Raw genomic sequence first — 19,507 nt, 5'->3', positions numbered from 1 at the left:
CTATTCCTGATTAACGCCGGCTTCAAAAATATCATTGATCATGGCGATGTAGAGATCGCCTTTCTCTGATTCTTTGCGCACTTTGCCGGCCATAAGATTGATCATTTTCTGAATGATACGGGAAGAAACTTCTTCCATATCGTCCATGTTATATTGTGCGCCGTTCTTTTGCTCTTTTATTTCCCGTGCATGGATCTCCGTGAGTTTCTCTTTCACCGCTTTCAGCACTACGGCATGTTTGCGCATCTTGAACCAGTAGAGGAATTCCTCCATGTGCTCTTCAATGATGCTCATGGCTTTGGGAACTTCGTTGAGGCGTTTTTGTAAGGTTTCATCCTGCACTTTACTCAGTTCATCCACATTCACTACTTCCACATGTGCTAATTCCCTTACATCTGCCGCTACGTTGAAAGGAATGGAAAGGTCAATCACCAGTTTGGGTTGTGTGCCTTCCAGATGTGCTTTCAGAATAGTGGGTTGGGAAGAGTTGGTAGCTACAAGGATCACATCTGCTGCCTTCAGCACATTGTCCATTTCCTCATAAGGCGCATATTGCAGACCGTGTGTTCCTGCAAACTCTTCTGCCACAGCGGTAGTACGATTAATGAGTGTGATGTTGCGCGCGCCCAGGTACTCCATGATATTTTTACAGGTATTGCGGCCAATTTTGCCAACGCCCAGTAAAACGATCTTCTTATCCTTAATGTCCGCCACTTTACTTTCCAGCATACGCACCGCGGCAAAAGCCACAGATACAGTGCCGGAGCTAAGGCCGGTTTCATTCTTAATGAGTTTGGATACCTGCAGCACACTGTTCACCAGCCTTTCCAGGAAAGTGCCGATGCATCCCGCGCCTTTCGCAAATTTGGCAGCGTTCTTGATCTGCCCTACAATTTCATAGTCGCCAAGGATCTGGGAATCAAGGCCGGTACCAACATGGTAAAGATGCCTTACGGCGCTTTCTCCGGATTTGTGATAAGCCAGTTCTTTGAATACCTGGGGATTGCCGTGGGCGGCATTGCATAACAGGTTCATTAATACTTCCACGTCCGGCGCAAAACCATATACCTCGGTCCTGTTGCAGGTGGAAAGCACGAACAGATCATTCAGACCGGCCAGTTGGGCGGTCTGTAAAAGTTGCTGATATTGATCCTGGTTTATAGCGAATAAACCGCGGATCGCAGCGTCGGTTTTCTTATAGTTGATGCCAACGATATGAAAATGTGATATGTCTTTGGGCTGATTGACCTGCATGTGTTTCTTAAAAGCTTCCGGTTGCAAAAATACTTGCATAGACTTCAAAACCACACGGGAGGCTGTCACTACTGTGTCATTTCTAAACATGCTAACGGGTGCCGGTAAAAAATGATATTCATCATGTTTGATAATAGCTGCCATGTGAAAGCGTTTAGAGAGATAAGCAACAAAATAATGACAGAAATTTCACTCCTCCAATGATCTGGATCAGTCTGAAACATAACATGCTATTCGTTTTTATTCTAACAATTTAATGACACTACTAGCAGGATAAAGGCTTAAAAGCCCTTACTTTTGCAACAATTTTTTAGGTCTATGGTCGCGAAATCTGATACAGCTATTATACTGATGAACCTCGGTTCGCCTGATTCTACGGCGGTACCGGATGTGAAAAAATACCTTCTGGAGTTCCTGATGGACAAGCGGGTGATCGATTATCCCTGGCTGCTGCGTAAAGTACTGGTGGGAGGGATCATTGTTCCAAACCGGGCAGCAAACAGTGCAGAAGCTTATAGTAAAGTGTGGCGGGAAGATGGTTCTCCGCTCATTGCGCTGACAAAGCAATTACAAACTGCCCTGCAGCACGATCTGGAGATACCCGTTGAGATCACCATGCGCTACGGCAATCCTTCTCCCCTGGCTACTTTTGAGAAGCTCATGAAAGAGCATCCGCACCTGAAAGAAGTGGTACTCATGCCTTTATATCCGCATTACGCCATGAGCAGTTATGAAACCGCCGTGGAATATGCGAAGGAGATCTATAAGAAAAAGAAATATCCATTTACGTTAAAAGTGGTGGAACCCTTCTATAACCGCCCTGAATATATTGACGCACTGGCTGAAAGCATGCGGCCTTATCTTGAGCAGGATTTTGATCACATCCTCTTCAGTTATCACGGGCTACCGGAAAGGCACATACGAAAGGGAGATGTAACTGGTAATCATTGCTATAAAGTAAATGATTGCTGCCATGTTGATTCTGCTGCACATAAACAGTGTTACCGCCACCAGGTGACCATCACCTCAGATCTGGTGACAGAAAAGCTGGGTATTCCCCGTCATAAATGGAGCATTTCCTTTCAATCCAGGCTGGGCCGGGAAGAATGGGTGAAACCTTATACGGCCGGCTTGTTTGAAACGTTGCCTAAACAGGGTGTAAAGAAATTACTGATCGTGTGTCCGGCTTTTGTGTCAGATTGCCTGGAAACACTGGAAGAGATTGCCATGGAAGGAAAACATTCCTTTATCAGCAACGGTGGGGATAGCTTTACCATGATCCCCTGCATGAACACGCATCCTGCATGGGTCAAAACCGTGGCACTGCTTTGTAAAGAAGAAATGTCGTAAATGAAAAGACCGTCCTGATAAATACCAGGGCGGTTTTTTTATTTATTTAAAAAATTTATAATCCTTTAGGGGCGTAGGATTCAGCCCTTTTTGCCCCGATACGCATAATCCTTAACCCCATTTTCTCCGCTTTTTTCTTTAAATTCCATCAGCAAAAACACCATCGCAGATGATCTTGGCCGTCCTAAAAGAAAAAGCAGAAGAAAGCAGGGTATCGCTGGTTCCGGAAGTGGTAAAACAATTAGTGCAGCAGCAGGTAACGGTGTGGGTAGAAGAAGGTGCCGGAGCAAAAGCATTTTACACAGATGATGCCTACCGGGAAGCAGGCGCAGTCATCAAACCCCGCGCGGAATTATTACAGCAGGCAGATCTGCTGCTCAGTATCCGCTCCCTGGTCCCCGAAGAATGGAACCAGTTAGCCCCCGGAAAGATCCTGATGGGTGTGTACCAACCCCTCTACAATCAGGAGCTCATGCAGCAATGGGCAGAAAAACAACTCACCACTTTTAGTCTGGACACCATCCCCCGTACCACACGTGCGCAAAGTATGGATGTACTGAGTTCCCAGGCTAACATTGCCGGATACAAAGCCGTGATAATGGCGGCATTTACCTATAGCCGTTATTTCCCCATGCTCATGACGGCTGCAGGAAGTATTCCTCCTGCAAAGGTCCTGATCCTTGGAGCAGGTGTGGCCGGATTACAGGCCATTGCCACCGCACGCAGACTGGGAGCGGTTGTAGAAGTGTTTGATACAAGGCCTGCCGTTAAAGAAGAAGTGATGAGCCTCGGTGCGAAATTCGTGGAAGTGGAAGGAGCAGCAGATGCTTCTAAAGCAGGCGGTTATGCAGTGGAGCAAACAGAAGAATACAAACAGAAACAGGTAGAAAAAATAGCGCAAAGCGCCGCGAAAGCAGATATCATTATTTCCACCGCACAGATTCCCGGTAAAGCCGCACCAATATTGATCACCAAAGAGATGGTGGAAAGTATGCACACGGGCTCTGTGATCATTGACCTGGCTGCTGCCACTGGTGGTAATACCGCCGTTACGAAAAACGGAGAAACCATTTTGCATAAAGGCGTAACCGTGATCGGCAATTCAGACCTTGCTGGTACTGCTCCGGCAGATGCCAGTAAACTATATGCCCGCAATGTGCTGAACTTCCTGAAACTCATGCTCACCAAAGAAGGCCAGCTGGACCTGAACTTCAAAGATGATCTGATCCAGGGAACCTGCATCACCCACCAGGGTGAGATTGTGAATGAACGCGTGAAAAACCTCCAACCCGCAACCGCATAAATGATTTGAATATATGGACGCAATACTGGATTTTATACAACTGCATATAGAGATGGTGTACATCGTGATACTCTCTATATTCCTGGGCATAGAAGTGATCTCCCGTGTTCCTGCTGTATTGCATACGCCGCTGATGAGTGGTGCAAATGCGATTCACGGTGTAGTGATCATCGGGGCCATTATTGTAATGGGCAAAGCGGAATCAGATAATTATCTCGCACTGGTACTTGGATTCCTGGCCGTGATATTAGGAACGCTCAATGTGGTAGGTGGTTTTGTGGTGACGGACAGAATGCTGGAAATGTTTTCAAAGAAGAAAAAGTAAATAGCCCTATATGCAAGCAAGTCTTTTGTCTATCGCTTATCTGATCGGCTCTGTTACATTCATTATTGGCCTGAAAATGCTCAGTCATCCTGCCTCCGCGCGCAAAGGCAACCTGGTGGCTGCTGGAGGAATGTTCCTGGCGATTGCCGGAACGATATTCCTGTATGAAGAAGGAGGAGAAAAACTGCATAATTACGGCTGGATCTTCAGCGGATTATTAATAGGAACAGTGGTAGGTGTGATTGCGGCAAGAAAAGTGAAAATGACGGCGATGCCGGAGATGGTGAGTATGTTCAATGGAATGGGGGGAGCCTGTGCGATGCTGATCTCTATTGTGGAGTTCAATCATTTAGCGCATACGCCTGTGTCATTGAGCATAAGCAACGGAAATTTAAATGCTGCATTAACGGATCTGATCAATATGGTTTCGGGAGGTGTAGATGTGCATGTAGGCGGAAAACTGCTGATCATACTCTTAGGACTTATCATCGGAACAGTTTCATTTGCAGGTAGTGTAATTGCATGGGGCAAATTAAATGGAAAAGTAAAAGACTTTGCTTTTAAAGGACAGCATATTGTGAACCTTACCATGCTGGGTATTATTGTGATCCTGGCAGGATACCTGGTGGCAGTGATCAATAACAGTTATGTAATGGAAGAAGGCAGCTATCATGTTTTGCCACAGATCTCTATTTCCTTTTACATCATTCTCGCATTATCCATCGCCTATGGCGTATTATTTGTAATGCCTATCGGCGGAGCAGATATGCCGGTAGTGATCTCCTTACTGAACTCCTTTACCGGCGTGGCAGCAGCTTGTGGCGGTTTCTTATATAACAATCCAGTCATGCTCACTGGAGGTATCCTGGTTGGTTCCGCAGGTACCATCCTCACCATCCTCATGTGTAAAGCCATGAACCGTTCATTGAAAAATGTACTCATCGGCTCTTTCGGAGGACCTAAAACAGGTGGTGCCGCGAAAGAACAAACGGGCAGTTACAAAGAGATCAGTATCTCAGATGCCGCAGTGGTATTGCGTTACGCCAATAAAGTAATGATCGTTCCCGGTTATGGTCTGGCTGTAGCACAAGCACAGCACGTTTGCCATGAACTTGAAAAATTACTGGAGGAAAAAGGAGTGCAAGTAAGTTATGCTATTCATCCCGTAGCAGGCCGTATGCCTGGTCATATGAACGTTTTGCTGGCAGAAGCAGATGTACCGTATGAGAAATTGGAGGAAATGGAACAGGCCAACGGAGAAATGAATACAACAGATGCCGTACTGGTATTGGGTGCCAACGATGTAGTGAACCCTGCCGCCAAAAATGATCCGGACAGTCCAATTTACGGTATGCCCATACTGGAAGTAGAAAATGCCAAGATGGTGATCGTGAATAAACGCAGTATGAAACCAGGATACGCCGGTATTGAGAACGACCTCTTTTTCCAACCTAAAACCTCCATGCTTTTCGGTGATGCAAAAGCTGTGCTCCAGCAGCTGGTGGCCGAAGTAAAGATCGTATAAAGTTAAATCCTTATCTCTTATTATTTTGCGGAAGCAGGCCTGCGTATTCCAATGTGGAAAACGTAAGAGGCCATATGTGGAGAAATAGGATCGGCAACGGTTGCGGGATAACAACAAAAGCCGCTTTTTGTCGTTTTCCAATAAACATTAATTCGTTTTTAACACATATATTCGTTCCCTTAAAGTATTAGATATTATGTTAAAGTCAGTTTTGATAGGTGTTTTCATGGTCAGTACGATAGGAGTAGCCGCACAGGATACGCTTGTTGCACAGGGCAGCGCACCCGATCTGTATTTGACACATACAGTGAAGAAAGGGGAAACCTGGTACAGTCTCGGTCGTGCGTACGGTTTAAGTCCAAAGGACATTGCGGCGAAGAATAAAATGCAAATGGACCAGGGGCTTAGTTTAGGGAAAGGTATCACGATCCCTTTGAGCAAAAGTAACTTCATTCAATCGAAGGAAGCCCACACCGGGGAAGGTTCCCGGCCGGTATATCACCAGGTTACAGACAAGGAAACTTTGTACAGGATCTCTTTGCGGTTTGATAAAGTGCCCCTGGACAACGTGCGCCAGTGGAATAATTTTACAGGAGACGGTGTGAAGAAAGATGCCTACCTGATCGTAGGTTTTGTGAAAGGAAGCGGGCATTCTATTGTTTTGCCGGTTGCTGCACCAGCGGCTCCCGTAGTAGCAAAACAAGAGGCTCCCAAACAAGATCCGCCACCAGTAGCAAAACAGGACCCACCGCCAGTTGTAAAGCAAGATCCGCCCGCAGTTGTGAAACAGGAAAAACAGGAAGTTGTGGATGAAAAGCCTGTCGCGGTAACAAAATCACAGGGAGCAGAACCTGAAACCAAACAAGAGCAGCCAGATACCAAACCTTCTACCAGCCTCGGCCGCACACCCAATGTGCCAGACGGAGGATTTGAGCAGCAATACCAGCAACAAACCAATAACGGCAGAAATGTAGTAGGCGAAAAAGGCCCCGGCACCTGGTTCAGAAGCAACGCAGTAGTAGGTTCAGGCAAATATTACGCCCTGCACAATACAGCCCCCCGCGGCACGATCGTAAAAGTTACCAACCCGCTCACCGGCAAATCCATCTACGCAAAAGTACTGGATGCCATCCCGCAACTAAAAGCAAATGCAAACCTGATCATCAAACTCAGCGATGCGGCCCAGGATGCACTAGGGATCAATGAAACGCGTTTCTATTGTGAACTCAGTTACGACGAAAAATAAAACACCACAGCACCTTATAAAAAAACGGTCAGGATGGAACATCCTGACCGTTTTTTTTATTTTAAAGAGAAAAAATCTGCCCTTTACAAGAATCCTTAATCATACCTAAAAGAAAGCCTTTCCAGAAAGAAAAAATACATCCCTCAAAAGAAAAGCCCCCGTCAAAAAAGAAGAAAGAAAACCGCCCTTTGCTGCGCGGCAAACCCTCTACTCTAAAACCTATACCCCCTCAAAAACTCCTCAACCCCCATCTTCTTCTTCCCCTCCAACTGCAATTCCACCAAATTAATATACCCCCCATCCGCAGCAAACTTGAGAAAAGTCTTCTGATCCGTATGCACAGACCCCAACACCTCCGAATGCGAAACAGATTCCTTCACCGCTTTAAAGATCTTCAACGTTTTATCCCCTAACAACGTAAATGCCGTAGGATAAGGACTCAGCCCACGAATAAGGTTATAAATATGATCAACACTATCTGACCAGTTGATCTTACAATCTTCCTTGAAGATCTTCGGCGCATGTTTTAACTCATCCGAAGGAATATTATTCTGCACCATCTCCGGCGCATTCCCATCTTTCAAAGCCGCCACTGTTTTCAACAAAACCCCAGCCCCCGCAGCCATCAAAGAAGCATACAATTCCCCCGCAGTTTCATCTTCCCGAATAGGCACTTCCACAGAAAAAAGGATATTCCCCGTATCAATAGCATGTTGTAATTTGAAAGTAGTAACACCCGAAACAGACTCCCCGTTAATAACAGCCCAGTTGATCGGCGCTGCCCCACGATATTGCGGCAGAAGAGAAGCATGTACATTGATAGTCCCCAACGGCGGCATATCCCACACAATTTCAGGCAGCATGCGAAAAGCCACCACCACCTGCAGATCTGCTTTATAGGAACGTAATTCTTCAATGAAATCAGGGTTCTTCAACTTCTCCGGCTGCAACACAGGAATGTTATGACGAAGCGCATATTGCTTCACTTCACTCTGCTGCAACTGCAAACCCCTGCCGGCAGGTTTATCAGGCGCTGTGATCACTGCCACCACATTGTAGCCATTCTGAACGAGCGCATCTAAAGAAGCTACAGCAAACTCGGGCGTACCCATGAAAATTATCCTCATGGATGCAAATGTATTAGAAAATCCCCCATTCTTATATATCAAAAACCAATATATCTACATTATTCACATAGCAACAGTAGCGACAAATTCCCCTCCGCCCGCCAGAAATCAAAAACAAAATCTGTACCTTCACAACCTATTGTCTCATTTTAAATCATTTATATGCAACAAGTAAAGACCGGTGATACCGTACGGGTGCACTATCACGGCCGTTTAAACAATGGTAACACCTTTGACTCATCCGAAGGAAGAGACCCCTTGGAATTCAAGGTTGGAACCGGTTCTGTGATCAAAGGTTTCGATAACGGAGTTTTGGATATGACGGTGGGGGAAAAAAGAACCCTGAACATCCCAGTAGAAGAAGCATATGGCCCTAAAAGCGATGAGTTGGTCATGGACTTTCCAAAGGCTAATATTCCTGCTGATTTGAATCCTGAAGTAGGCATGGAATTGCAAATGAGCAATCCACAAGGCCAGGTGTTCCCTGTGAAAGTGGCTGCTATTGGCGCTGAGTTCATCACCCTGGATGCTAACCATCCCCTGGCTGGTGAACCATTGATTTTCGATATTGAACTGGTAGAGATCGTTTAATATAGAAATTTTTGTGAAATATAGAGAAAGGCTGTCCGCAAGACAGCCTTTTTTAATAGGTTTGCCCCATGGATAAAAATTACGCTTATTCAGTAACAGAACGTTTCCTGCGTTATGCGCAAATAGATACGCAGTCAGATCCAGGCAGTACTACTTTTCCTTCCACTGCCAAACAGAAAGACCTGGCAATGCTGCTGGTAAAGGAATTGCAGGAGATAGGTATTACAGATGTGGTAACGGACGAATTCGGATATGTATATGCAACGATCCCTGCTACCTCTGCAAAAGAGGTACCCGTGATCTGTCTTTGCGCACATATGGATACCGCGCCCGATTGTAGTGGTACTAATGTGAAACCCATTGTGCATAAGGCTTACAATGGAGAAGATATTATCCTGCCGGATGATAAAACACAGGTGATCCGCACAAAAGATCATCCTTATCTCAAAGGAAAAATAGGAGACGATATTATCACGGCCAGCGGTAATACCTTGCTGGGCGCGGATAATAAAGCCGGTGTGGCAGAGATCATGGATGCTGCGTTGTATCTGATACAACACCCTGAAATAAAACATGGAAAGATCCGCATCCTCTTCACACCTGATGAAGAAGTGGGCCGTGGTGTGCAGCATGTGAACATGGAGCAGCTGGGTGCACAGTTTGGTTATACCATGGATGGGGGAGAACTGGGATCGCTGGAAGATGAAACTTTTGCAGCAGATGGTGTGAAGATCAGCATCCAGGGTGTGAGTGTACATCCCGGCACAGCAAAAGGCAAACTGGTGAGTGCCATCAAAGTGGCAGCAGAAATAGTGAACGCATTGCCAAAGGATATCCTTTCGCCTGAAACTACAGAAGACCGCCAGGGCTTTATTCACCCTGTAAGGATAGAAGGTATGGTGGAAAAAGCAGAGATAGAATTCATCATCCGCGATTTTACTGCAGCTGAGCTGGAAGGCCATGAATTTTACCTGCGTAAGATCATGGAAACCACCGTGGCCAGACATCCCGGTGCTACTGCCATCATGAAGGTCACAGAACAATACCGCAATATGAAAGAGGTACTGGATCAGCATCCGCAGGTAGTGGCCAATGCAGAGGAAGCGATCAGACGTGCCGGCATCAAACTGGAAAGAATGAGTATCCGTGGTGGTACGGACGGTTCCCGCTTATCATTTATGGGTCTGCCATGTCCTAATATTTTTACCGGAGAAATGGCACTGCACAGCAAGCAGGAGTATGTAAGCGTGCAGGATATGCAGAAAGCCGTGAACACTATCATTGAACTTGTACAGGTCTGGGAAGAGCGGAGTTGATAATAAATTCGGTCTAAATCCGTTTTTATTATTACTTTAACCCCTTATAGAACTCGAATGTTAAAATTAAATTCATGTTGCTAGGACTCGTTACGTTTATGCAGGATTCTCTTTTACTCCCTAAAGCGGATACCGTTTCCGCAGGTGTAAATGCAGTAACTGCCACAGCCCAGGAGATCAAGTTATGGGATATGATCGTGAAAGGTGGGCCCTTGATGATCCCTTTGGGTATCCTTTCCGTAATTGCGGTATATGTATTTGTTGAAAGATTTATCACCATTCAGAAAGCAGGGAAGTTAGAAGATAACTTTATGCCGATGATCCGTGATCACATCACCTCTGATAATATCAATGCCGCCCGTTCTTTATCCAAGAACACCAACAGCCCTATTGCCCGGATGATCGATAAAGGTATCCAGCGCATAGGCAAACCCATCGACAATATTGAGAAATCAATGGAGAATGTGGGTAAGCTGGAAATATATAAAATGGAAAAGAACCTGGTGATCCTGGCCATAGTGGCAGGTATTGCCCCGATGTTCGGTTTCCTTGGTACCATTGCGGGGATGATCCAGACCTTCTTCAACATCTCCCAGACTTCAGATATCACCCTCAGCACGATCGCCGGCGGTATCTATGTGAAAATGGTGACTTCTGCCGCAGGTCTTATCATCGGACTGGTGGCTTATATTGGTTACAGCTACCTGAATGCGCAGATCGATAAAGTGATCAATAAAATGGAAGCCACTACCGGCGAGTTCATTGATCTAATGCAAACACCGACGAAATAAATTACGATATATGAATTTGCGGAGGCGTAAAAAAGGAGCGGCAGAACTACACAGCGGAGCGTTGAACGATATCCTGTTCATCCTCCTGTTGTTCTTTCTGATCGTGTCATCACTGGCCAATCCCAACGTTATTAAACTGATGTTGCCGAAGGCTAAAAGTAATACCAAAGCAAAGCAGACTGTAGTGGTGAGCATCGATGCGCATCAGCAGTTTTTTGTGGGCACCAATAAAGTGAATTTTGAAGAACTACGCGAAAAACTGATCCCCAAGTTACCTGCCAACGAAGTAGATAATACGATTGTGATCAATGCGGAAGAAACAGTACCCATCGGGGTGGTAGTGAGTGTGATGCAGATTGCGAGGGAATTAGGGGCTAAAACTGTATTGGGAACAGCCAACCCGCAAAGTGCGGCAGCAAATAAGAAATAAACCGTTTAAGTATTCATAGGTAACTGCATTCTCAAAAGGAGTGCAGTTATTTTTTTAAGGGAATGCCCTGCTATTTCTTCACCGCCCGCACCATCCTGTCCTTCCCAAACATATCCTGCTTCAGTTTTGCCTCCTTAAAACCTTCTCCCTCCAACATTTCCACCACCTCTTTCCCTAACGCCTCATTGATCTCAAAATATAACTTCCCCCCCGGTTCCAGTTTCTCCTTTGCCAGCCCCGCTATCCTCCTGTAAAAAAGCAAAGGATCATTATCCGGCACAAATAAAGCAATAGAAGGCTCAAAAGCTTCCACCTGCTCCTGCATGCCGGAACGCTCAGATTCCCGGATATAAGGAGGATTACTGACGATTATATTTAAAGAAGGCAGGACTTTTGATGTATCAGGGGAAAGTACATCCTGCGGAATAAAACGGATAGGCGTATGTTGTAATCCTGCATTTTTAGTAGCAATCGCCAGTGCACTGGGGCTCACATCCATGGCCCAGATATCCGCTGCAGGCCATTGTTTTTTCAGGGCAATGGGGATGCAACCGCTGCCGGTACCAATATCCAGCAACCGCCAGGCAGGCTGTGCAGGATGGTCCAGCAGGATCCATTCCACTAATTCTTCCGTTTCCGGGCGGGGGATCAAAACCTGCTCGTTCACCACCAGTTCCATGCCATAGAACCAGCTTTTGCCGGTAATATGTTGCACAGGCCGGTGTTCCAGCAAAGCGGCCAGCGCCTGCTGATATTGAACTTCCTGGGGTTCAGAAAGGTCGCTGTCTTTATGGAAAACACGGTCCAGTTTTCCTAATCCGGTAAGGTGTTCCATCACGAGATGCGCTATGTTGGCGGCTTCCCGGTTATCGTACAATGGTGTAATCGCTGCCACTAATCCGGCAAATGCAGTTTGAATCGTCATGATCTTTAGATAACAGCGGAAAATAGCCGCTGAAACGATATTTTTGCAAACATATTATTTCAAATTCATTCATGGTAAGTATTTCGCACGAATTTTTTATACAACGTTGTATTAGCCTGTCACAAACAGGTATGGGAGCCGTGGCGCCCAATCCAATGGTGGGTGCTGTACTTGTGCATGAAGGAAAGATAATTGGCGAAGGATTTCACCGGGTATATGGCCAGGCCCATGCAGAAGTGAATTGCATAGATAGTGTACCGGATACATTGCAATCCCTGATCCCCGTATCTACTATGTATGTAAGCCTGGAACCCTGCGCGCATCATGGCAAAACCCCTCCCTGCGCAGATCTGATCATACAACACAAAATCCCGAAAGTGGTGGTCGGTTGTGTGGATACCTTTTCAGCAGTAGCCGGCAGAGGAATTCAAAAAATGAAAGATGCAGGGATCGAAGTGATGACCGGTGTACTGGAAGAAGCCTGCAGAGCAGTGAACCGCCGCTTTTTCACCTTCCACGAAAAGAAAAGGCCTTACATCATTTTGAAATGGGCGCAATCCGCCGATGGTTTTATCGCCCCTCCGGATGGCCAGCCAGTGAGGATCTCCAATAGTTATACAGATCGACTGGTACATCAATGGCGCACCAGGGAAATGGCCATTTTGGTAGGAACGAATACTGCATTAAAGGACAATCCAAAATTAACAGCACGCCTCTGGCCCGGAAAACAGCCATTACGGATCGTTGTAGACAGAACACTACAAATACCGGCACATTATCAGTTGCATAACGCAGAGGCGCCCACTATTTTTGTGTCAGAAGACAAATTTGATTTCAGCCAGGATATCATTCCGCAACTCCTTACCCGCCTGCACGCAGATAATATCCAAAGTGTGATCGTGGAAGGAGGAGCGCATTTATTACAACAATTCATAGCAGGAGGTGTATGGGACGAAGCGCGTGTGATCACCGGCCAGCACACGCTGGGCGGAGGTTTGCAGGCACCCGTTTTGCAAAATGCATCATTGCAGGAAGAACTGGAAGTACAGGGAGATCTGATCTCCGTATATACTTCATCAACTTAAAAAATGGAAGTTTATTATACAATAGAGAAAACAGCAGTAGCGGAATTCAAGGACAAAGGGAGTAAATTCCTGGCATATGCCTACCCCGTTAAAACCACAGACCAGGTAAAAGAGTGCCTGCAGGAAGTGAAAAAAGAACATCCCAAAGCCACCCATCATTGTTATGCCTATCGCTTAGGAACAGATGGCCTGCAATTCCGTGCAGTAGACGATGGTGAGCCATCAGGCTCTGCCGGGAAACCCATCCTGGGGCAGATAGACAGTAAACAACTGACGGATGCACTGGTAGTAGTAGTTCGTTATTTTGGCGGAACATTACTCGGCGTACCCGGCCTGATCAATGCTTACAAAATGTCCTGCGCCATGGTGCTGCAGCTTATTCCATCCGTACAAAAGAATGTGGAAGCAAAATACCGGCTGGTGTTTGATTACACCATTCTGAATGATGTGATGATGGTAGTAAAGCAGAATAACTGCACAGTATTGAAACAGGAGATCCAGCTCTTTTGCGAAATGGAGATCGGTATACCCAAGTCCAGCCGGGACCTTACCCTGCTGCGTTTAAAGGATATCTACAACCTCGAAATAAAAAGTTTATAGTGCTTTTTTGATCTCCGCTAAAGAAACCCCGAATACTTTTTTCACAATAGGATCAAGGTGTTTATCATCACCGCTGAGATGAATCGTGCGGTGATAATGTTCCATGCTGCCGCCGGGTTTTAAAGCAGCAGCAGGAGAGGAACTTTCCAGTTCATAGAAATTACCGAGCTGTGGCGCTCCTTCAGCAGGTGGTCCATCGTTATAAGCATTGATGGCATCCCCGTTGAAAGGAAACGACTGAATTCCCCAGGCTGCATTTACATATCTTTGCGTAGTAGTAGGTAGTGTGAATTGTACAATGGTCAGCAGCTTATGTTCCACATCATAACTCCCCAGGTAATTATAAGAAGCATGCTGCTGCAACCCAATTTTACTGCGGTATTTTCCATCTGCTTTAAAGTAAACGATCTTTTCGTTTGTCCGTAAACGTTCTTCCGGTACTTTCCCGAAATACTTATCATTCACAGCGCCACCATTGCGGGTAGGCACGATCACTGTATTTTTTTCAGCTGCTGTGAACATGCCCAGTATCCAGATGGATGGCATGCCATAAGCAGTATCCCATTTATGCTGCCCGGTGTTACTGATGCTATTGGCAGAATGAAAAGCCACGGCCTGCACGCTTTTATGAAGATCAACGCCAATATAATTCCTCACATCCCTGCGTGCGATCAGTGTAATAGTACGTGTAGCTTTTATATCGAAAACATGGCCTTTATAATTGGTGAGCTGCATATCCCGCTCAAATGTAACAGCACCTTTTGATTTAGCTACCACCTTAAATGGTTCTGTATCCAGTACAGCAGGTACCTGCCAGTGTGCTAAATCAAATGGATCCCCCGGTGCAAAATAAAAACTATTCTGACTACCTTCCGGCCCAAGCCAGAAGCGGTCTTCCCCGCCATATGCATTTATATGCGGTTGTGTTTTCTTCGCAGCAATGAGATCATGATTCACCCAACCAAGACTTCTCCCGTCATTCCCCGTAGCTGTACTCGTCATTACCCTTCCCTGCCAGGCAGGCACAATAGCAATAGCTGCTTTGCTGGTACTATCGGTTAATACCAACGTTTCCACATGTTCTTTCAGGAATGCCACATCTGCCCCGAAATTATCCGGACGGGTGATCGTCTCTTTCTTATCCGATTGTGATGTTTGTTGTGTTTGCGCCTGTTGTTGTGTGCGTTGACCGCAGGCCATCAAAAACAGGGCACCATAGACTATGCTTTTTCTCATGATATGGTAAATCGTGTCCGGCGGAATAATTCACAATGATACAATTCTTCTCTTACCCAAAGCTGAAAAAAGGGGAAAACTCAGCCCTAAAGCACCCCTTCCTAAAAAAGAAAAAAAACTCCGCCCTTTGCTGCGCGGCAAACTCCTTAATAGGCTATAATTTTATTTAAAAACATTTAAATTAGTTTTATTTTGCTTTTATATTGTTTAATTTGGTCATTTAAGGCCTATTAAAGCAAGATTAAACAAAGGCTGCGTTATGACCTTAGTTCCACGAAAAAGACGCTGGTTTATAATTTTTATTATATTCTTAGCTATCGTATTCAATTATTTCGATCGACAGATCGTGTCTATCCTTAAACCGATCATTAAGGACGAATACAATTTAGGCGATGACGGGTATGCCCTGATCCTGAATATATTTACAGTCTGTTATGCCATCATGTATCCCGTATCAGGCTGGCTGGTAGATAAATTTGGCGCAAAAAAAGTAATGTTCGCCGGCATCATAGGATGGTCAGTAGCCTGCATCGGCGGCGGCATTTCTAAAACATTCGGCCAGTTCACTTTTTTCCGCGGCTTATTAGGCATGGCAGAACCAACCAATTTCCCCGCACAATTAAAGGTCATCACCGTTTGGTTCCCTGGTAAACTAAGAGCCACTGCCAATAGTTTATGTGTAGCCGGAAGCTCCATAGGAGCCATCATCGCACCGCCCTTAGTAGCCTGGCTGGCCATTACCTATAACTGGCAGATGGTTTTTATCGTAGCAGGCATAACAGGTTTGATCATCGCATTATTGTGGATCACCATTTACAGAGCACCACCACCAAGCATTGTAGCAGAATCAGTAGAGATCACAGAAACAGCTTTCACCTGGCGGCAGTTATGGACCAGGAAAAGTTTATGGGGCATCTTATTGATCCGCCTGGTAAGTGATCCCGTTTGGTATTTCTGCCTTTTCTGGCTACCGGGATACTTACAGGAAGAGTCAGGTTTGTCTTTAGTACAGATGGGCATGTTTGGATGGATACCATTTTTAGTAGCAGACCTCGGCGCCATTGGCACTTCTGTATGGAGCGACTGGATGGTAAGAAAAGGGAAAGCACCATTAAAAGCACGAAGGATCATGTTAACGACCGTTGCAGCTGTAGCACCACTTTGCATCTTAACACCTTACCTCACACATCCCTTTGCCACATTAGCGATCTTCAGCATAGTAGCAGTAGCCTGCCTGAGCTGGTTATTTACGATCAGCGTTGTAATTGCAGAAGCGTTCCCTGTAAAGAATGTAGCCAGCGTATTAGGCATTGCAGGAGGGTTTGGTGCATTAGGCGCAGTACTGTTTAATTATTTCACCGGCCAGTTCATGGGAACAATAGGAACAGAAAAGATCTTCATCGCGATGGCTTTCTTACATCCCATAGCCGTACTCATTCTTTGGACAATGGTAAAACAAGAGAAACCTAAAATAGCATAGTATGGAAAATAAAACAATGATCACAGAACCGGCAAGAAGTTTGCCCGTACGTTTGAAGGTAGACGTATTAGTAGTAGGTGGAGGACCCTCCGGTATTATTGCTGCACAGGCAGCCGCAGAAGATGGATTGAGCGTAACGCTGATAGACAGCAGAAGTTTTGTTGGCGGAAACATGACCATCGGTTTACCTATACTTGGTTTTTTAGGACAGAAAGGAAACCAGATCATCAAAGGCATTCCGCAAAAGTTCATTGACAAATTGAAGGAAAAGAATGCCGCCAGCGAACACAGGCCCTGCCCGCTGCACATGAGCCTTACACTGGTAGAACCGGAAGCCGTGAAAACAGTAGGCCTGCAAATGCTCGCAGACGCTGGCGTAAATGTATTACTGTACGTGTTCTTCGCCGGTGTGATCATGGAAGGCAATCATCTGAAAGGTGTGATCATAGAAAGTAAATCAGGCAGGGAAGTGATCCTCGCCAAAACCATTATAGATTGCACAGGAGATGCAGACGTAGCTTTCAGATCAGGAGTAGTATGCGAACAGGGAAATGAACAGGGCGGCGTACAACCTCCCACATTAATGTTCTGTCTCGGTGGCGTAGACACAGAAAAATTACGCTTAAGCATTTCAGAAGAACCCAGAACATACCTCACTGATTTTATCCCCAATGAATATTTTGGACAAAACAACCAATTCATTGTAGTAGGCCTGCGGTCATTAATTCAGAAAGCACAGAACGATGGACTGTCCTTACCCACAGAGCGCACTATCGTAATAACAGGTCTCCGGGAAGGAGAAGTGTGGGTGAATATGACACGCGTAAATGGTGTAGACGGTACAGATCCTGCCAGTCTTTCTTTCGGAGAAATGGAAGGCAGAAGGCAGATCACTGATATTCAGAGATACCTGATAGAATACGTACCCGGGTTTGAAAATGCTTATTTCACCAAGATGGCACCTTTCATTGGTATCCGCGAAACACGCAGGATAGTAGGAAAGTATGTAATGACAGCACAGGATGTATTAGGCTGTGCACGTTTTGATGATGCCATCGCAGTAGCCAGTTATCCTTTGGACCTGCATCATCCGCAAGGCGGTGGCTGTACTTTAGAGTGGTGTGGTGATTGTTACGATATCCCTTATCGTTCACTGATCCCGGAAAAGATAGAAAACCTGATCGTAGCCGGAAGATGTATTTCCACCACACACGAGGCCATGTCTGCCATAAGAGTGATGGCACCATGTATGGCCATGGGAGAAGCTGCAGGCAGAGCTGCAAAGATGGCGATCAGGAAAAATATTTTACCCTCTCAGGTAAACGTGGCTGCGTTGCAGGCTGAATTACGGGAAAAAGGCGCTTACCTGAATGCAAAAAATTAAACATGTTATCAAGAAGGAATTTTATAAAAGGAATGGGAATAACTGCAGCAGCACCTTTACTACCAAATGTGGTAAAGGCAGCTGCTCCCTCATCTCATAAAATACTCACCTGTAATATCCGTGTAGACTTACCCGAAGATGAACAGGCAGGATTTGGATGGAAAGGCCGAAAGGATGTCTGTGTAGCAGTGATGCGAAAACAAAAGCCGGATATTATCTGCATGCAGGAAGTACTGAGAAGCCAGAATGAAGATCTCAAAAAAGCATTTCCCGATTATTTCTCTTTTGGATTTGAAGGCCCGGAAATGGATGCATTCAAAGAAGGTTATCACGGCATTGCCAAGAACCCGATCTTCTTCTCCACAAAAAGATATGAACTATTATCTGCCGGAGGATACTGGTTATCAGAAACCCCATTGATAGCTGGCAGCTTATCCTGGGATTCCGCAAGAGCAAGGAATGCAAACTGGGTAAGACTGAAAGATAAACGCACCGGAAAAGATTTCCGCGTAGTGAACCTCCACCTGGATCACAAAAGTCAGCCCGCAAAAGAAGGTCAGATCAAAATCGTAATAGAAGAAGGAAAACAGTACGCTGCAGATTATCCTCAGATCCTTTCAGGAGATCTGAATGCCAATGCGACGAACCCTGTATACGAACTCATTAAAACAGGTGATTGGAAAGATACCTATACCATGATCCATGGAGAAGCAGAACCGGGATATACTGTACACGAATTCCAGGGAGAGAGCTATACCAAAAAAGCTACAGGCAAAAAGATAGACTTTATATTTTTCCGGGGACCGGTGAAACCACTAACTGCAAATATCATCAGGGATAACATGAACAACCGTTATCCCAGCGATCATTATTTCGTTTCTGCAGAAGTGATTATCTGAGTCATCTTTTATTGGCTCGATTTTTTCTTTTATAAATTCGGAAAAATATTTGCTGATTTCAATCTGTTTCCTATTTTTGCAATCCCAAAACGGGAAAGCGCGGAAGTAGCTCATTTGGTAGAGCACGACCTTGCCAAGGTCGGGGTGGCCGGTTCGAGCCCGGTCTTCCGCTCAAAAACAAAAAGCCTGGTTGATTCATTCAACCGGGCTTTTCCTATCTAAGGGCATTCCTATACCTCAGATAGGCTTGACATAGGCTCAAGATAGGGTATGCAAAGCTCTACATATGCTCTTTCCTTCTCTTAAAGACATAAAAAAGCCGCACTCAAAGAGCGCGGCTTCCGGAAATATCGTTCTAAAAGATTATTTATACTTCGGTTCGTACAAGGAACTCTCATTCACCTGCACCTTAGGTTTCCCCTTGTAACGACGTTCCCACAGCTTATAAGAACCACCGATCAGAAAAGCCAGTAAACAGGCAATTTTTACATAAAACAGGAAACGGGAGGAAGACACCCAGTCACGGGTAAAATCATTCGTATTTTCAACTGTATGCTCCATATAGAATTTTTTCGTATCACAAACTTACAAAGTAAATCCACAATGTCCAAACATCCCCATAAAATCTATAATTGTTGAT

The 19,507-nt window shown here is 45.4% G+C and carries 19 protein-coding genes and 1 tRNA gene; 15 read left to right on the top strand and 5 right to left on the bottom strand.

Annotated features, from left to right (window positions below):
• Nucleotides 1–1,398, bottom strand: coding sequence for a glutamyl-tRNA reductase (gene hemA / locus GFS24_RS12405; protein WP_253906439.1), 1,398 nt, complete (start codon nucleotides 1,396–1,398; stop codon nucleotides 1–3).
• A 174-nt stretch (nucleotides 1,399–1,572) separates the two neighbouring features.
• Between hemA and hemH the strand changes: the two genes are divergently transcribed.
• From hemH to GFS24_RS12380, 5 genes are all read left to right on the top strand, one after another.
• Nucleotides 1,573–2,604 (top strand): ferrochelatase, encoded by a 1,032-nt coding sequence (hemH, locus tag GFS24_RS12400; protein WP_153659872.1) that lies wholly within the window; start codon nucleotides 1,573–1,575, stop codon nucleotides 2,602–2,604.
• A 169-nt stretch (nucleotides 2,605–2,773) separates the two neighbouring features.
• Complete coding sequence (locus tag GFS24_RS12395) at nucleotides 2,774–3,907, top strand: Re/Si-specific NAD(P)(+) transhydrogenase subunit alpha (RefSeq protein WP_153659871.1); 1,134 nt, start codon at nucleotides 2,774–2,776, stop codon at nucleotides 3,905–3,907.
• Nucleotides 3,908–3,920: 13 nt separating this feature from the next.
• Nucleotides 3,921–4,232 carry an NAD(P) transhydrogenase subunit alpha gene (locus GFS24_RS12390; protein ID WP_153659870.1) on the top strand — a complete coding sequence of 104 codons (312 nt, stop codon included), beginning with the start codon at nucleotides 3,921–3,923 and terminating at the stop codon, nucleotides 4,230–4,232.
• Between the two features lie 10 nt (nucleotides 4,233–4,242).
• The gene (locus GFS24_RS12385; RefSeq protein WP_153659869.1) at nucleotides 4,243–5,757 is read left to right on the top strand and encodes an NAD(P)(+) transhydrogenase (Re/Si-specific) subunit beta; all 1,515 of its coding nucleotides are present in this window, start codon (nucleotides 4,243–4,245) and stop codon (nucleotides 5,755–5,757) included.
• 196 nt (nucleotides 5,758–5,953) lie between these two features.
• Nucleotides 5,954–7,003: a LysM peptidoglycan-binding domain-containing protein gene (locus tag GFS24_RS12380; RefSeq protein WP_153659868.1), complete on the top strand. Its 1,050-nt coding sequence runs from the start codon at nucleotides 5,954–5,956 to the stop codon at nucleotides 7,001–7,003.
• Between the two features lie 212 nt (nucleotides 7,004–7,215).
• On the opposite strand, the gene fmt is transcribed toward GFS24_RS12380, so the two are convergent.
• Complete coding sequence (gene fmt, locus GFS24_RS12375) at nucleotides 7,216–8,130, bottom strand: methionyl-tRNA formyltransferase (RefSeq protein WP_153659867.1); 915 nt, start codon at nucleotides 8,128–8,130, stop codon at nucleotides 7,216–7,218.
• 162 nt (nucleotides 8,131–8,292) lie between these two features.
• Here fmt and GFS24_RS12370 point away from each other — a divergent pair, with 162 nt between their 5' ends.
• The 4 genes from GFS24_RS12370 to GFS24_RS12355 all read left to right on the top strand — a co-directional run bounded on the left by GFS24_RS12370 (nucleotide 8,293) and on the right by GFS24_RS12355 (nucleotide 11,258).
• A complete protein-coding gene (locus GFS24_RS12370) occupies nucleotides 8,293–8,721 on the top strand; it encodes a peptidylprolyl isomerase (protein ID WP_153659866.1) in 429 nt (142 codons plus the stop codon).
• A gap of 68 nt (nucleotides 8,722–8,789) precedes the next feature.
• Nucleotides 8,790–10,037, top strand: coding sequence for a peptidase T (gene pepT, locus GFS24_RS12365; RefSeq protein WP_153659865.1), 1,248 nt, complete (start codon nucleotides 8,790–8,792; stop codon nucleotides 10,035–10,037).
• A 74-nt stretch (nucleotides 10,038–10,111) separates the two neighbouring features.
• Entirely contained in the window at nucleotides 10,112–10,828 is a 717-nt protein-coding gene (locus tag GFS24_RS12360) for a MotA/TolQ/ExbB proton channel family protein (RefSeq protein ID WP_153659864.1), read from the top strand.
• Nucleotides 10,829–10,838: 10 nt separating this feature from the next.
• A complete protein-coding gene (locus tag GFS24_RS12355) occupies nucleotides 10,839–11,258 on the top strand; it encodes a biopolymer transporter ExbD (protein WP_153659863.1) in 420 nt (139 codons plus the stop codon).
• A 70-nt stretch (nucleotides 11,259–11,328) separates the two neighbouring features.
• Here the strand turns inward: GFS24_RS12355 and prmC are convergent, their stop codons facing one another.
• The gene (gene prmC / locus GFS24_RS12350) at nucleotides 11,329–12,183 is read right to left on the bottom strand and encodes a peptide chain release factor N(5)-glutamine methyltransferase (RefSeq protein WP_153659862.1); all 855 of its coding nucleotides are present in this window, start codon (nucleotides 12,181–12,183) and stop codon (nucleotides 11,329–11,331) included.
• A gap of 71 nt (nucleotides 12,184–12,254) precedes the next feature.
• Between prmC and ribD the strand changes: the two genes are divergently transcribed.
• Both ribD and GFS24_RS12340 read left to right on the top strand, forming a co-directional pair.
• Nucleotides 12,255–13,268 carry a bifunctional diaminohydroxyphosphoribosylaminopyrimidine deaminase/5-amino-6-(5-phosphoribosylamino)uracil reductase RibD gene (gene ribD / locus GFS24_RS12345; RefSeq protein WP_153659861.1) on the top strand — a complete coding sequence of 338 codons (1,014 nt, stop codon included), beginning with the start codon at nucleotides 12,255–12,257 and terminating at the stop codon, nucleotides 13,266–13,268.
• Nucleotides 13,269–13,271: 3 nt separating this feature from the next.
• Entirely contained in the window at nucleotides 13,272–13,868 is a 597-nt protein-coding gene (locus GFS24_RS12340; protein WP_153659860.1) for a YigZ family protein, read from the top strand.
• Here GFS24_RS12340 and GFS24_RS12335 read toward each other — a convergent pair.
• Complete coding sequence (locus GFS24_RS12335) at nucleotides 13,863–15,104, bottom strand: DUF6786 family protein (RefSeq protein ID WP_153659859.1); 1,242 nt, start codon at nucleotides 15,102–15,104, stop codon at nucleotides 13,863–13,865. The genes GFS24_RS12340 and GFS24_RS12335 overlap by 6 nt on opposite strands.
• A gap of 259 nt (nucleotides 15,105–15,363) precedes the next feature.
• On the opposite strand from GFS24_RS12335, the gene GFS24_RS12330 reads away from it, so the two are divergent.
• From GFS24_RS12330 to GFS24_RS12315, 4 genes are all read left to right on the top strand, one after another.
• Nucleotides 15,364–16,584: an MFS transporter gene (locus tag GFS24_RS12330; RefSeq protein ID WP_153659858.1), complete on the top strand. Its 1,221-nt coding sequence runs from the start codon at nucleotides 15,364–15,366 to the stop codon at nucleotides 16,582–16,584.
• A 1-nt stretch (nucleotide 16,585) separates the two neighbouring features.
• Complete coding sequence (locus GFS24_RS12325; RefSeq protein ID WP_153659857.1) at nucleotides 16,586–17,968, top strand: FAD-dependent oxidoreductase; 1,383 nt, start codon at nucleotides 16,586–16,588, stop codon at nucleotides 17,966–17,968.
• 2 nt (nucleotides 17,969–17,970) lie between these two features.
• Nucleotides 17,971–18,867, top strand: coding sequence for an endonuclease/exonuclease/phosphatase family protein (locus GFS24_RS12320; protein ID WP_153659856.1), 897 nt, complete (start codon nucleotides 17,971–17,973; stop codon nucleotides 18,865–18,867).
• 99 nt (nucleotides 18,868–18,966) lie between these two features.
• A tRNA-Gly gene (locus tag GFS24_RS12315) sits at nucleotides 18,967–19,039 on the top strand.
• 191 nt (nucleotides 19,040–19,230) lie between these two features.
• On the opposite strand, the gene GFS24_RS12310 is transcribed toward GFS24_RS12315, so the two are convergent.
• Nucleotides 19,231–19,428 (bottom strand): hypothetical protein, encoded by a 198-nt coding sequence (locus GFS24_RS12310; RefSeq protein ID WP_153659855.1) that lies wholly within the window; start codon nucleotides 19,426–19,428, stop codon nucleotides 19,231–19,233.
• Nucleotides 19,429–19,507: the final 79 nt, after the last annotated feature.

The organism is Chitinophaga sp. SYP-B3965 (assembly GCF_009647655.1).
Classification (GTDB): Bacteria; Bacteroidota; Bacteroidia; order Chitinophagales; family Chitinophagaceae; genus Chitinophaga.
This window is presented reverse-complemented; position numbering and strand designations above follow the sequence as displayed.